We start from the raw sequence: 13545 nt of genomic DNA on the forward strand, positions 1-13545 counted from the left end.
CCGAGTCGGGGCGCTCAAACCGGATGCCTAGGGTGTCGATTCCAGGCCCCGCCCGGCGCCACCGGTCAACCGTCGGGCGGGCCACCACGGAAGGGAATTCGTATGCCACGCCCCGGCCTCCGCCTTCGGACAGCCCTGCTCACACCTCCTCTCTCCCTGCTCCTCGCGGCGCCGCAGGCCGCCGCCGCTCCGGCGACCGCCGCATCGTCAGGGCATCCCCGCGCCGCGACGGACCTGCCCTACGACGTGCGCGACTACGACGTGGACATCGCGTACACGCCGGAGTCCGAGACGCTCAGCGGCAGGACCACCCTCACCGCCACGGCCGGCCCCGAACTGCACAGCATCGAGCTGGCACTGCGGCTGACGGCGACCTCCGTCACCGTCGACGGCGCCCCCGTCGAGAGCTTCCGACAGACCGACGACACTCTCCGCGTCGACCTTCCCGGTCCACTGCCGGACGGGCACCGCTTCACCGCCGAGATCACCTACGAGGGAGTCCCGGGGGAGAGCCCGGCCTGGGTCCCGACCACGGACGGCGGCTCCGTGACGGTCACCGGCGCCTCGGTCGGCACCTGGTTCCCCGCGCACGACACGACCCGGGACCAGGCGCTCCTGCGGGTGAGGGCGACCGTGCCGTCCGACTGGGTCGCCGTCTCCAACGGCACGGCGACTCCCCCCGAGGCGCGAGGGGACACGGCCGTCTTCGGGTGGAGCACCTCCCACGCCCTGTCGCCCGAGAGCGCCGTCCTGGGAATGGGGCCGTGGGAGACGGAACGCTCCCGCCTGAGCGACGGCACGCCCGTGACCAACGTCTACGGCGCGGGGCAGAAGGAGCGCATGAAGCCGCTGGCCGACCAGGCGCCCCGGATGGTCGACTTCCTGGCCGGCGCCTACGGTCCGTACCCTTTCGACACGTTCGGGGGCATCTATGTGGAGGCGTTGAGTGAGGAGACCCCGTTCTACGCGCCCCAGGGCCGCGTCGTCTTCCCGGCACCGGACTGGGCGGACGAGAGCGTCCTCGTCCACGAACTCGCGCATCAGTGGTTCGGGGTGTCCGTGGGCGGCGACGGAAGCGCGAGCGCTTGCCTGGGCGAGTGCTTCGCCACCTACGCCGAGTGGATGTGGGCGGCTGATCAGTCGGGTGTCGACCTCGACGACCGCTACCGGGACGGAATCAGGGAGCACCAGGACGACGAGGCGTGGTGGAGCGGCACCATCGAGTCCGGTGCCGCCACGTACACCAAGTCCCCGTTCATGATGCACGCGTTGCTGCACTACGTCGGCGAGGACGCGTTCCGGCGACTGCTGACGCGTTGGCCCACGGAGAACGCCCACGGCGTGCGCACCTGGCACGAGTTCGAGGTGATGGCCGGCGAAGAGGCGGGCCGGGACATGACGGGGTTCTTCGACGCCTGGATACGCGGCCGGTCGGAACCCCCGTCCTCCTATCTCTGGCCCGGGACCCTGACACCGCGTTCCCGGTGAGCGGCACCCGGAGGAGCCGCCTCCCGCGTCATCACGACGGCGGAGCTGCCGTCGGACCGAACGCGGGCCGTGTCCTCCCTCCGGGGGGCGCGCGGGATGAGGGGGAGACCGCCCTCCCCGTTGTCGCGTGGGGTGTCAGTCGGACGCGCGGTCGTCCACGGCGCCGGGGTGGAGCGCCGGGCCCCGGCCGGGAAGGCCAGGGCGGGGCGGTCCGTCCGCTCGGCGTCGCGCACGTCCCGCCGCTCCGGTCACGGGGCGCGTTCGCCCGACCCGTGCCGGACGGCCCGAGGAGAGGCGCCGAGCTCCCGCCGGCAGGCCTTGTTGAACGCCTGGAGGTCGGGAATGCCGACCTGGGCGGCGATCGCGGGGATGGAGAGGGTGGACTCGCGCAGCAGGTGCCGGGCGCGGGCGATCCGGCGCCGGCGGATGTAGGCGACGACCGTGTCGCCGGTGGCCGCGCCGAAGATCCTGGTCAGGTGGTTGTGGGAGACGCCGGCCGCGTGGGCGACGGCCGGCACGGTGAGGGTCTCGGCGAGGCGGGCTTCGATGTACGCGATCGCGGTGTCGACCGCCGGGTGCGGGGCCTTCCCCCGCCCCTGGGGCGACGACCGGGGCGGGGCGAGATGGGCGACGCGCCACAGGACGGCCCAGATCTCCGCCGCGGCCCGGACGGGGGTGCCGGGCCAGGCGGCTACGGCCTGGTGCATATGGGAGGAGAGCAGGGGCAGTTCGGGTCCCGCGTCCTGCATGACGGGCACGGTGCGACGCTCGCCGACGTCCGGCAGGCGCAGATGCGCGAAGAGGTGCTGGCATCGGGAGCGATACCGGTAGCGGACGGTCGTGGCCGGCGGCACGAGGCTGATCCGACCGGGGCGGATGGCGTGCTGCGTGCCGTCCACGGTGAGATCCGCCTCGTACGGGTACAGGTGCAGCTGCCACAGGTCGGGCAGCCGAAAGACGTCGACGTGCCCGGCCGGGCCGTGGAAGCCGACCCCGACGCTCGTCACCACCGGGGGTTCGGCGAGGCATACGACGGTCTCCCGCATGGTGAGAATCTACCAGCGGAGAGGGAACCGGACCCACGCGTGGCCGGCGGTACCCCGCCTACCGTGGTGCCATGACGACGACAAGCGCACCCAAGCTGCTCACGTCGGTGCAGATGGCACACTTCGTCTCGCACGGCTCGCTGCGGCTGGACGCCGTGGTGCCACCGGAGCTGAACGCCGAAGCCATGGAGGTCCTGCGGGAAGGCATCCGGGCGGCGCCCCACGGCACGCCGGTCACCCTGGCGTACCCCGAGGGGTCCTTCGTGCGGCGGCTCATCGAACTGGACACGCTGGCCGGCGTGTTGCACAGCCTCGTGGGCCCGGAGCCGCACATCGACCACCACGCCGTGCACGTGCGCCAGCCACACGAGGGTCAGGCGCAGCCGCTCCACGCGGACGCCATCATCGACGTGCGGCCGGACGCGTTCGACGTCCAGCTCATGTACTACCCGAGCGAGGTGACCCTGGAGATGGGCGGCACGCTCAGCGTGCCCGGCAGCCATCTGCGGCGCACGAACGAGAGCGACACCGGCCGCTACCAGAATCTGCGGGGCCAGAGCCGGCTGGTCTGCCCGGCGGGGACCGTGGTGTTTATGCACCACGGGCTGTGGCACGGCGGCCGCCGCAACGACAGCGACACCGCGCGCTACATGTTCAAGATCCGCTTCAACCCGACGGTGCGGCAGCGGCGCCTCTGGGACACCTCCGACCTGGAGGACCCGCGGGTGGCGGCGGAGCTGGACGTCCACTTCCCCTGGTACGAGCACGCGACCAGCCGCCTGGAACGGTACAACCGCGTTCTGCTGTGGCGGGCCCTGACCGGCGACGAGGACTTCGACCTGGAGCACTGGGTCACCCGCGTCTCCAACCGGCCCCGGGGGGCCGCGGCATGAGCGCCCCGCGTCCCGTCCCCGCGTCCACCGTCCGCCAGCGGTTGCTGGTGCTGTACCTGTCGACCTCCGCGCTGGACTCCGAGGTCGTCGGCTGGTCGCACTACGACGGCACCGGCCGCACCTCGCCGACCACGGGCGACGGCGAGGAACCGCCCTACGCCACGGGCGTGGCGGCTCTGTGCGACGGCTGGCGGCTGATCCAGGCGGCCCAGCTCATCCCGCCCTACCCCGGACAGGAGTACGAGGTGTCCTATCTCAAGCACGAGTTCTTCTTCGAGAAGCTCGTCGACCTCGGCGACGGCCGGTAGCGCGGGTTGGCCGGGTCCCCCGCACCGAGGTGAGGGGGACCCGGGAGCGGTGCCGGTTCAGCGCGCCGTCAGGCGGCGGCGCCACAGGAGGAACGCGGTGCCGGCGAGCAGCGCCGCGAAGGTGAGGACGAGCACGGGAAGCGCGGCACTGCCGGTAACGGCCAGCGGGCCCCTGCCGCCCCCGTCCGGGGAGCCGCCGTCGCCACCACCGAGGCCGCCACCGCCACCGGAACCGCCGTCGTCGTCGCCGTCGCCGGTGCCGGGGGACGGGGTGAGCCGGCCGTCCTGACCGCCGGTGTCGCCACCGGTGTCGCCGCCCGTGTGACCGCCGCCGTTCGGGTCCCTGCCGTCGTCGGGGTCCGCGGGGTCGTCACCCGGGTCGCCCGGATCGCTCGGGTCGCCCGGGTCCTCCGGCCGCTCCGGCGGGGCCACCCCTTCCTCGGTGACCCACTTCGACCCGTCCGCGTACCGGGTCACGGTGAAGCTGTCCAGCGTGTCCCCGATCTCCCCCGGCGCCGCCCGGTCGTCGCCCTTGTGGGCGATCACCGAGCGGTACGACAGGCGCTCGCCGTCCACCGTGATCGCCTGGTACGTGGACGTCTGCTGCGCCCGGACGACCTGGGTGGCGCCGTTGCGCGTCCAGACGTTGTCGTCCTCCGGCTGGAGGTCGTAGAACTTCGAGCCGGCGTCCGCCACCACGTACACCGGGCCCGTGGTGAGGCCGGGGGTGTCCGTCGCGTCGTCGTCCACGTGGCCGCGCGCGTAGGTGTGGTCGTGGCCCGCGAGCACCAGATCGACGTTGTGCTCCTGGTAGACGGGCAGCCACGCCTCGCGGATGTCCGGCTCGTCGCGGCCCGCGCCGGCGGAGAACACCGGCTGGTGGTGCAGGACCACCGTCCAGGTGCTGGGGTTCTCCTCCAGCACCCGGTCCAGCCAGACGGCCTGCATCCGCACCCAGATCTCGCGGGCCTCCGCGCAGTCGAAGTCCGCGAGCCCGGCGGGGCGGACGAGTTCGCAGATGTCGTCCCGGTTGGCGTTGAGCACCACGAACCGGACGTCCTGGTGGTCCACGTGGTACACGGTGTCCCGCAGCGCCGCCGCGAGATGCTCACCGTACCGGTCGGCGTCCGCTCCGGCGTCGGCCGGCGTCGGTCCGTTGGCCGGGTAGACGAAGCTCGCCCGGTTGGTCTGGAGCAGACCGTTGCCGGAGTTGAACTCGTGGTTGCCGACCGTCACCAGGTTCAGCTGGGAGGCGAGGGCGGCGGGGTTGGCCGCGAACCAGGTGTTCCACTCGCCCTCGTGGGAGTTGTCGATCAGGTCCCCGGCGTACAGGGCGGCCCTGGCGTCCGGGTACTCCTCGTTCGCCCGTGCCGCGATGGCGGGCCAGACGTCGCCCAGGCCCTGCTGGTTGTCGCCGTAGTAGAGGAAGGTGAACGGCTCGGCGCCGGCGGCGGCCGTGGTGAAGGCGTGCCAGGGGCTCCACGCCCCCTCGCGGCCGACCCGGTACGCGTAGCGGGTGTCCGGTTCGAGGTCGGTGAGGGCGGCCGTGTAGCCGGTGAACGAGGCATCGCCGACATGGGCCTCCGTCAGCACCTCGGCCTCGACCGTGCGTACCTCGTCCGTCTCCTCGGCGCGGAGCTGGACCGTGCCCGACTCCGCCCGGCTGCGCCAGGTGACCCGCTGCTCGGTGGCCGGGTCGGCGGCCGGGGTGAGGACCACGCGTTCGGGGGTCTCGTCCGGGGCCGGAGGCGCCGTGTCGCCGAGCGCCACGTCGAAGATGTGCATGACGCCCCGGTCGGAGCCCTCCGGCAGCAGCACCGCCTCGACGGCCAGATCCGGGTCCACGGCGACCGGCGCGGTGGCGAAGACCTTCGCCTCGGTGGTGTCCTGCCCGCCGTCCGCGTCGTTGCGGCCGGGGACGGTGACCACGGGGACGTTGCCGAAGCGGTAGGAGGTGCCCGGCGTCCAGTCGGTGAACTGGACGGGGACCTCCTGCGTGGAGCCGTCCGCGTAGACGACGGTCGCCGTGCCCTCGGCGGGGCCGTTGGTGGCCAGGCCGAGGAAGGACACCGAGGCGCCCCGCCGTCCGCCCAGGTCGACACGCTGGCCGTGCGGTACCCAGTTGTCGGGCTCGCCCGCCCGGGTGTCCGGCCAGTGGAAGACGGTGTCGGTCTCCGGCACCGTCAGCGCGGCACCGGGGGCGGCTCCCGCGGCGGCCAGGCGGTCGCGGGGCAGGCTGTTGCCGGAGGCGTCCAACATGCCGGTGGCGCCGCGACCGTCCGCCGTGGTGCCGACGTTGTTGTACGCGTCCTCCTGAGCGCCGTACGAGGGCGGGACGTCGTCGGCCCCCGTGCCCCAGCTGCCGGGGGTGGCGCCCATGGTGAAGTCCAGGGTGCCGCCTGTCCGGGAGAACGACTCCGGGAGCCAGGAGGCGGTGGAGTCGGTGCCGTTGACGGCGAGGGACTGGACGTAGCGCCGGTCCGATCCGGCGCCCGGGGCGTCGATGGCGATGACGCGGTCGCCGCCGGCGCTGTCGATGAGCACCCGCGGGAACATCGGCGAGGAGACGGCCAGGTCGGCGGTGCCGTACACCGAGGGGTGCAGGCCGATCGACGCCCAGACGTACCAGGCGGAGAGCGCGCCGAGGTCGTCGTTGCCCGGCAGACCGCTCGGCGAGGTGTCGAACATCTCGTCCGCGGCGCGGTACAGCACATCGGTGGTTCCGGCGGGCTGACGCAGCCAGTTGTAGATCCACGGCGTGTGGAAGACGGCCTCGTTGCTGAGGTAGGCGTACGGGGTGTCGTACACGCCGGCGTCCAGCTCGGTGAAGAAGGTGTCGAGCTGTTCGGTGACGGCCTCGGTGCCGCCCCGGCGTTCGATCAGGGACGCCAGGTTGTGCGGTACGAGCCAGCCGTACTGGTGGCCGGTGGACTGCTCGAACTGGTCACCGCGCTCGCCGAGGTTGAAGTCCCGGTCGAAGCCGTCGCGTCCGCGGGGCCTGATGTGCTCGCTCTCCGGGTCGAAGACGTGTTGCCAGTGCTGGGCCCTGGTCATGAACCGGCGGTGGTTGTCCTCGTCTCCGAGCCGGGCGGCGAGTTGGGCGATCGCGAAGTCGTTGATCGCGTACTCCAGCGTCTTGGAGGTCGCGACATCGCCGTTGCGGTTCTCCACCCAGCCCAGGCCGGCGTACTGGTGCAGATGCGCGCGGTTGCTGTTGTCGGCGGGCAGTGTCTGGGTGGCGACCATGGAGGCGAGCGCCGCCTCGCGGTCGTAGTCCGTGCTGCCGAACGCGTCGATCGAGGCCAGCATGACCTGGAGGCCGTCGCCACTCATCTTCTGCTGCGAGACGCCGTTGTGCGGCCAGTTGGGCCAGCGCCCGGTCTGGGTCGCCAGGTCGGTCAGGGACTGGTTGATGTCCGAGCCGACGTCGGGGAAGAGCAGCGCGATCAACTGGGCGTGGCCGCGGTAGCTGTCCCAACCGGAGTAGGTGGCGTACTGGTGGCGGCCGTCGGCGACGCGCCGGACGGTGCCGTCGTAGCCGAGGTACTCGCCGTTGACGTCGTCGTAGAGGTTGGGGTGCAGGAGCGCGTGGTACAGCGCCGTGTAGAAGACGGTGCGCTGGGCGTCGTCGCCGCCGCTGACGTCGACTGTGGCCAGGGCGTCCCGCCAGGCCGAAGCGGCCTCCGCGCGCAGCTCCTCCGCGGCGCGGTCGCCGGCCTCGGTGGCGGCGTTGAGCGCGGCGTTCTCCACGCTGACGTAGGAGATGCCGACGCGGGCGGTGACCTCGGCGCCGCGCGGGAAGGTGACGAAGGCGCCCGAGCCGTGACTGAACGTCGAGTCCGCCTCGGTGCCGCCCGGCGTGATGTCGGAGCCGCTCCAGGTGCCGTGCGAGGCGAGGGGGGTGTCGAAGGTGGCGGAGAAGTGCACGCGGTAGCTTCCGCCGCCGCACACGGTGCGCGTCTCGGTCCAGCCGGAGACGGTGTCGCCCTCGACGGTGACCGCGCTGGCGCTGGAGCCGTTGTTGGAGCCGGCCACGTCGAATATGAGGGTGGCGGAGTCCCGGTCGTCGGGGAAGTCGAAGGTGGCGACGCCGGTGCGGGGGGTCGCCGTCAGGCTGACGTCGGTGCCGTTGTCGAGGCCGACCGCGTAATGGCCCGGCTCGGCGTGCTCGTTGTCGTGGGAGTAGTCCAGGTAGTAGTCGCGGATGCCGTCGGCCGGCGAGGTCGGCAGCCCGTGGTCGGCGGTCAGCCGGCCGGTGTACGGCAGGACGGGCATGTCGAAGGCGCCGTTGTTGCCGGCGCAGCCGGTGCCGGAGAGCCGGGTGAGGCCGAAGCCGCGCAGCTGGTCGGCGTCGTACTCGTATCCGCCCCAGTTGTCGCCGCCGCGCGTGTCGTGTGTGGTGGGGGTGAACTGGACCCTGCCGAAGGGCAGCGTGGCGCCGGGCCAGGTGTTGCCGTAGGCGCTGTTGCCCTTGTTCTGGGTGGTGTCGTGGCGGGTGCCGATGAACTGGTCCACCGCGTCGAACGGGCTGAGTCGCGCGGTGTCGCCGCCCCGGTCGCCTGCGCTGGAGCCCGGTGCCGCCGCGACCACGCCGAGCCCGGCCACCAGGGCGGCTGCGACGGTCGCCGAGACGGTTCTCTCTCTGACGCTCTGGTTCCGACGCCGTCGGAAACGAAACATGATGCCTCTTCACTGCTCGGCTGCCCGGGGCGGTGCTCCGACACCGGGCCGCGCCACCGGGAGTTGGGGGCAGCCCTCAGCTCCGGGACCGCCTCAGAACCGTTTCTTTCCGTCGCGAACAGTAACTTGATTGCCCATGAACGGCGGATGATCGTCTCTTTGTTGGCTGATCCGCGTCCAGGGTCGGCGACACGGAGGGGCGACGCGTCGCCGTGCCGTCAGGAGCCGCCGACCACCGTGTCGGCGATGTCCTGCAACCGGGGCAGGATCTCGTGGATCGCGTCGTCGTCGGGCTCCTCGCCGATCCAGCCGGTGACCTGCCGGCGAGTGGTCACGATCGTGGCGCGCCGGATGTCGCCCGATGTCCACACCTCGATGCGGGGTGCCTCCTTGGTGTCGACGTAGAGCACGGGGTCGTCGGCCGGCGAGTCGAGCAGCGTCCGCACGTGGAACGCGGTGATCGCGGGGGCGGGGGCGAACTCCATGGGAACCTCCGGAGTTTGTGGGGCCGGGATAGTGCTTCTGCTCTCTTCCGGGGCGTCCACACCCCCGAGCGCCCGGGGAGTGCGCGCGTCGGCACGCCGCCGATCCCTCGCGGCCGCCACCGGCCCGGTCGCCGCCGCTCCGTGCCGGCCCTGACCCGCGGCCGCGGTGCGGACCGTGTTCCCCGTTCCGGTGGCTATCCGGGCGTTGTTCCGAATCCGTCGGCCTCCCGCTCTCGCCAGGCCAGGAGCCTGCGGTAGGCCGCCATGCCGTCGGGGACCCAGTCCCACTCGGTGAGCCGCTGATCCAGTTCGCCTTGGGTGAGGAACGCGTGCCACGCGACCTCGGAGGTCTGCGGGTTGACCGGCTCCGCGCAGCGCGCCTCGTAGACGGACGACCACCAGGCGTGCTCCGGGGTCTCGTAGAGGAACGTGAACAGCGGCGTGGGAGCCGGCAGGCCCGTGACGCCGAGTTCCTCCTCCGCCTCGCGCAGCGCCGCCGCGTCATAGGATTCGCCCGCGCCCACCACCCCGCCGACGAACATGTCGTAGAGCGAGGGGAAGACCAGCTTCCCGGCGGTGCGGCGGTGCACGAAGAACTCCCCCGCCGTGTTCCGCACCAGGACGCACGCGCAGCGGTGACGCAGCCTGCGGGCGTACACCTCGCCGCGCCTGGCCTGCCCCACCACGCGGTCGTGCTCGTCCACGGTGTCCAGCAGTTCGTCCCCGGAGGGCGGTGTCGGATCCTCCATGTCGCCATCATTCCCTCACGAGCCGGTGGGCGACCGCCCGCGCACGCACCGGTCCCGGTACGCAACGGATCGGGTGCGTGGGCGGCATGTGACCGGCTCGTCAGGTGTCCATGTCCCCGTTCTTGGCGCTCCATTCGATCAGCGGATGCAGGACACGCATCAGGCTGGCGCCTTGTTCGGTGGGCCGGTACGTGATCAGGACCGGCGTCGTCGGCACCACGAGCCGCTCGATGAGTCGGTGACCCTCCAGCTCACGCAGCCGCTGGGACAGAAGGTGGTTCGAGATTCCGGGGATCCGCGCTCGGTAGTCGACGAATCGGCGCGCGCCCCGCATCGCCGCCAGGAGCACCGCGGCGCTCCACTTCTTGCCCACGATCTCGACCGAGCGCTGAAAACTGCGGCACACGTCGTCGTCGATGTGTTCATAGCCCGCTTCCGGGCGGCTCTGACCCGCGGTGGCGGAGGAATCGTCGGGCTGTCGAGGACCGGTCATACGGTCATGATACTGGAGCGTGTCACTTTTGATGACTTGGTCATGTCCCGCTTGTTGCTCGTGATCATCGCCGTGCAGCCTTGGCCCATGAACGCACACACCGTACGGGCGGTGGAGGAGGCCGTCGACGTGATCCGAGGGCTGTGGGCCACCGACGAGACCGGGCCCCTCCGTGTCACCGCGGAGTTCTGCACCGTGAACGGCGCGAAGCGCGGCCCGGCACCCGCCCATCGCATCCCGATCCGCGTCGGTGCCCACAAGCCGCGGATGCTCCGGCTGACCCGCAGGATCGCCGACGGTTGGCTGCCCTCCCCTGCATTCCTGCCCGAGGGCCCGGCATCGCTGCGCGCGATGAACGAGCAGATCGACGAGGCCGCCTCCGCCGCGGGGCGAGAGCCCGCGGCGGTCAGCCGCCTGCTCAACCCGAGCGGCCGATGCACGTCCGGCGCCGGCGGCGGACTGTTGCGGGGGACTCCCGGCGACTGGGCCGAACAGATCGCCGACCTCGCCCTGCGGCACGGCGTATCCGGGGTCTTACTCGCCTCGGACGAGCCTGCCGACCTGAACCTCCTCGGTCACGAGGTCGCGCCCCGCGCCCGCGAACTCGTCCAGTCCGAACGCGTGACGTGATGCGGTGGGCGCGCGGCGGGTCCGATGACGGAGCCGCGACAGCGGCGGCGCCGACGGAGCTGTTCGGACGCCGCGAGGAGACCGCGGCTCTCGACGGGCTGCTCTCGCGGGCCCGCGGCGGGAGCGGTGGCGCGCTCGTGGTGTGGGGCGAGCCGGGCATCGGCAAGTCAGCTCTGCTTCGCCACGTGCACGGCCGGGCCGCGGACTTCGTCCGGCTGAGACACACGGCCACCCGGCCCGAGTCGGACCTGGCTTTCGCGGGGCTGCACGGGCTGCTGCGACCGCTGGCCGATCGTGTCGAGCTGCTGGCGACGGCCCAGGCCGCCGCTGTGCGTACCGCGCTCGGGCTGAGCGGTGAGCCGACGGACCGCCTGGTGGTCGGGGCGGCCGTGCTGTCGCTGCTCTGCGGACTCGCCGAGCGGCAGCCCGTGCTCGTCGTGGTGGACGACGGGCAGTGGCTCGACGAGGCCACCGCGCTGTGCCTGGGGTTCGTCGCTCGACGCGTAGGGGCGCATCCCGTGGTCGTCGTGCTCGCCGATCACAGCGATCCGGCCGCCCGGCCCTGGGAAGGCGTGGCCGACGTGCGGGTCGACGGCCTCAGCGACGAGAGCGCGCGGCAGCTTGTGGCGGCCGTGGCGCCGCTCACCGACCAGGCGACGACGCGGAACATGGTCCGGGACGCCGGGGGCAACCCGTTGGCGCTGCACGAACTGGCCACGCTCGGGGGCGACCTCGACGACGCCGAGCAACGCCGGAAGCGAGGACGACCGCCCGTCGGGCCGCGCCTGCAGCGGGCTTTCCGCGCCGGGATCGAGGCCCTGAGCCCTCCGGCGCAGTTGCTGACCGTGCTCGCGGCGGCCGAGGAGCACGGCGACCGGCTCACGGTGCAGCGGGCCGGCCGTGCGTCGGGTGCCGGTGACGCCGTCTGGGAAGAAGTGACCCACGCGGGCCTGCTCCATGTGGCGGGCAACCGCGTCGGTTTCCGGCACCCCGTCGTGAGCAGAGCCGTCTACGAGGGCTGCGGCGCCGCGACGAGGCGCCGGGCCCACCGCGCCCTGGCCGCCACGATGCCGAAGGAGGCGGAGGAACGCGCATGGCATCTCGCCGCCCTGGCCCACGGAGGCGACGAGGACGTCGCGCGGCTCCTCGAACGGACCGCCGCCCGCGCCCGGCTCCGCGGGGCCACGAGCACGGCGGCACGGGCGTGGTGGCGGGCCGCCGAACTGTCGGCCGCACCGATCGACGCCTCACAACGCCTTGCCGAGGCGGCCAGGGCTTCCTGGGACGCCGGGTGGGCAGCCACGGCGGAGCGCCTGCTCGATGACGCGGAACGGCTGGCCCCCGGTGCTCACGTCGCCCGGCGGAGCCGGGGTCTGCGGGGGATCATGGAGTTCGCCCGAGGTATGCCCGAGATGGCGCACCACTTCCTGGTCACCGACATGAAGCGCGTCCGGGAACGGGGAACGGTGCTGGAACTGGGCACGCTGGCCATGCGCGCCGCCTGGTCCGTCGGACGCGGCGACCTGCGGGACGGAGCGCTGGAGCTGCTGTTCCAAGGCGACATCGAGGGCCGGCCCGGACTACCCGGCACGCTTGCCTGGTGGAGCGACGACGTGTCTGCCGACGCGGCGCCGACGGACACCCCCGACCTCGGTGATGCCGCCGCGCGGGCCCGCACGACCATCCTGCCGTTGCTGCCACCGACACCCCTCGCCCTGGCCTGGGGGATCGACAAGCCGATGGCGGACGCGCTGCGCCGCCGGTTACCGCACCTGCGGCGGCGCGACGAGCGCGCTCGGCTCGCCGCCGCCCTGGCCCAGACCGCGATGCTCGACAACGCTGCCGGCCGCTGGCCGCAATCGGAGTCCTCGGCCGCGGAGGGACTGCGGCTGGCCCGGGACCTGGGTGCCGACCACATCGCCTCCCACTGCCGCACCAGCCTGGGCTGGCTCGCCGCGGCGCGTGGTGACGAACGCGCCGTCGCGGAGACCACCGCCAGGACTCTGGAGACGGCACTCCCGCAGGGCGTCCGCGCGCTGAGCGCCGCCGCGTACTGGAACCGCGGCATGGCCTCGCTGTTTCACGAGCGTCCAGCGGAAGCACTGGACATCCTGGTGCGCCTGACCGAGCCGGGCCATGGCGCGGAACACCCGACCTTCGCGCTCCTGGCCGCTCTCGACACGGCCGAGGCGGCCGTGCGCGTCGGCAGAAACGACCTCGCGGACGAACGGGCACGGGTGCTCGAAGCCTGGGCACGGCGCACGGGAGCGCCGTGGGCCCGCTGTGCCGCGCACGTCACGCGCGGGCTCCTCGGCGGCGCTCGGGCCGAGGGCGCCTTCCGGGCCGCACTCGACGTGCCGGGCGCCCGGTCCCACCCGCTGCTCTACGCGCGCGCTCAGTTGTCCTACGGCGAGTGGTTGCGACGGGGCCGCCGGCGGACCGATGCGCGCGTCCGGATCGGCGCCGCCTTGGAGGCGTTCGACCGGCTCGGTGCCGAGCCGCTGCGCCAACGCGCGCGGCGCGAGCAGGACCTCACCGGGCCGCCGGGACGCCGGGGAAGCTCGGACACCGGGGCGATGAACCGGCTCACCGCCCAGGAGAGGCGAGTCGCCCAACTGGCCGCCGAACAGCTGACGAATCGCGAGATCGGCGTACAGCTGCGGATCAGCCACCGCACCGTGGGCCACCACCTCGGGAACGTGTTCGCCAAGCTCGGCATCAACACCCGAACCGAGCTGAGCCACCTCCACGCCGGTGGTGAGCCGCCGTGAGC

The 13545-nt window shown here is 72.6% G+C and carries 10 protein-coding genes; 5 read left to right on the forward strand and 5 right to left on the reverse strand.

Annotation, left to right across the window (positions count from 1 at the left end; all coding sequences use genetic code 11):
- The first annotated feature begins 102 nt into the window (after nucleotides 1-102).
- The gene (locus CRP51_RS12290; RefSeq protein ID WP_170970526.1) at nucleotides 103-1488 is read left to right on the forward strand and encodes a M1 family aminopeptidase; all 1386 of its coding nucleotides are present in this window, start codon (nucleotides 103-105) and stop codon (nucleotides 1486-1488) included.
- Between the two features lie 248 nt (nucleotides 1489-1736).
- Here the strand turns inward: CRP51_RS12290 and CRP51_RS12295 are convergent, their stop codons facing one another.
- Nucleotides 1737-2534, reverse strand: a complete 798-nt coding sequence (locus CRP51_RS12295; RefSeq protein ID WP_097231152.1) for an AraC family transcriptional regulator — start codon at nucleotides 2532-2534, stop codon at nucleotides 1737-1739.
- A gap of 71 nt (nucleotides 2535-2605) precedes the next feature.
- Here CRP51_RS12295 and CRP51_RS12300 point away from each other — a divergent pair, with 71 nt between their 5' ends.
- On the forward strand, nucleotides 2606-3427 hold the full coding sequence (locus CRP51_RS12300; protein ID WP_170970527.1) for a phytanoyl-CoA dioxygenase family protein: 822 nt from the start codon (nucleotides 2606-2608) through the stop codon (nucleotides 3425-3427).
- Nucleotides 3424-3735: a hypothetical protein gene (locus CRP51_RS12305; protein WP_097231153.1), complete on the forward strand. Its 312-nt coding sequence runs from the start codon at nucleotides 3424-3426 to the stop codon at nucleotides 3733-3735. The genes CRP51_RS12300 and CRP51_RS12305 overlap by 4 nt, the downstream gene beginning before the upstream one ends.
- 57 nt (nucleotides 3736-3792) lie before the next feature.
- On the opposite strand, the gene CRP51_RS12310 is transcribed toward CRP51_RS12305, so the two are convergent.
- The 4 genes from CRP51_RS12310 to CRP51_RS12325 all read right to left on the reverse strand — a co-directional run bounded on the left by CRP51_RS12310 (nucleotide 3793) and on the right by CRP51_RS12325 (nucleotide 10142).
- The gene (locus CRP51_RS12310; RefSeq protein ID WP_097231154.1) at nucleotides 3793-8415 is read right to left on the reverse strand and encodes a GH92 family glycosyl hydrolase; all 4623 of its coding nucleotides are present in this window, start codon (nucleotides 8413-8415) and stop codon (nucleotides 3793-3795) included.
- Between the two features lie 218 nt (nucleotides 8416-8633).
- Entirely contained in the window at nucleotides 8634-8900 is a 267-nt protein-coding gene (locus CRP51_RS12315) for a hypothetical protein (RefSeq protein WP_097231155.1), read from the reverse strand.
- Nucleotides 8901-9094: 194 nt separating this feature from the next.
- On the reverse strand, nucleotides 9095-9649 hold the full coding sequence (locus tag CRP51_RS12320) for an NUDIX hydrolase (RefSeq protein ID WP_097231156.1): 555 nt from the start codon (nucleotides 9647-9649) through the stop codon (nucleotides 9095-9097).
- Between the two features lie 100 nt (nucleotides 9650-9749).
- Complete coding sequence (locus tag CRP51_RS12325) at nucleotides 9750-10142, reverse strand: winged helix-turn-helix transcriptional regulator (protein ID WP_097231157.1); 393 nt, start codon at nucleotides 10140-10142, stop codon at nucleotides 9750-9752.
- A 6-nt stretch (nucleotides 10143-10148) separates the two neighbouring features.
- Here CRP51_RS12325 and CRP51_RS12330 point away from each other — a divergent pair, with 6 nt between their 5' ends.
- Nucleotides 10149-10772, forward strand: a complete 624-nt coding sequence (locus CRP51_RS12330) for an LLM class flavin-dependent oxidoreductase (protein ID WP_245880541.1) — start codon at nucleotides 10149-10151, stop codon at nucleotides 10770-10772.
- Nucleotides 10772-13543: an ATP-binding protein gene (locus tag CRP51_RS12335; protein WP_097231158.1), complete on the forward strand. Its 2772-nt coding sequence runs from the start codon at nucleotides 10772-10774 to the stop codon at nucleotides 13541-13543. The genes CRP51_RS12330 and CRP51_RS12335 overlap by 1 nt, the downstream gene beginning before the upstream one ends.
- The last annotated feature ends 2 nt before the right edge of the window (nucleotides 13544-13545 follow it).

This window comes from Streptomyces zhaozhouensis (genome assembly GCF_900230195.1).
In the GTDB taxonomy this organism is placed as follows: Bacteria; Actinomycetota; Actinomycetes; order Streptomycetales; family Streptomycetaceae; genus Streptomyces; species Streptomyces zhaozhouensis.

Coding starts and splice junctions, on each gene's coding strand:
- CRP51_RS12290 (WP_170970526.1), top strand. CDS start 103: ATGCCACGCCCCGGCCTCCGCCTTCGGACAGCCCTGCTCACACCTCCT.
- CRP51_RS12295 (WP_097231152.1), bottom strand. CDS start 2,534: ATGCGGGAGACCGTCGTATGCCTCGCCGAACCCCCGGTGGTGACGAGC.
- CRP51_RS12300 (WP_170970527.1), top strand. CDS start 2,606: ATGACGACGACAAGCGCACCCAAGCTGCTCACGTCGGTGCAGATGGCA.
- CRP51_RS12305 (WP_097231153.1), top strand. CDS start 3,424: ATGAGCGCCCCGCGTCCCGTCCCCGCGTCCACCGTCCGCCAGCGGTTG.
- CRP51_RS12310 (WP_097231154.1), bottom strand. CDS start 8,415: ATGTTTCGTTTCCGACGGCGTCGGAACCAGAGCGTCAGAGAGAGAACC.
- CRP51_RS12315 (WP_097231155.1), bottom strand. CDS start 8,900: ATGGAGTTCGCCCCCGCCCCCGCGATCACCGCGTTCCACGTGCGGACG.
- CRP51_RS12320 (WP_097231156.1), bottom strand. CDS start 9,649: ATGGAGGATCCGACACCGCCCTCCGGGGACGAACTGCTGGACACCGTG.
- CRP51_RS12325 (WP_097231157.1), bottom strand. CDS start 10,142: ATGACCGGTCCTCGACAGCCCGACGATTCCTCCGCCACCGCGGGTCAG.
- CRP51_RS12330 (WP_245880541.1), top strand. CDS start 10,149: ATGATACTGGAGCGTGTCACTTTTGATGACTTGGTCATGTCCCGCTTG.
- CRP51_RS12335 (WP_097231158.1), top strand. CDS start 10,772: ATGCGGTGGGCGCGCGGCGGGTCCGATGACGGAGCCGCGACAGCGGCG.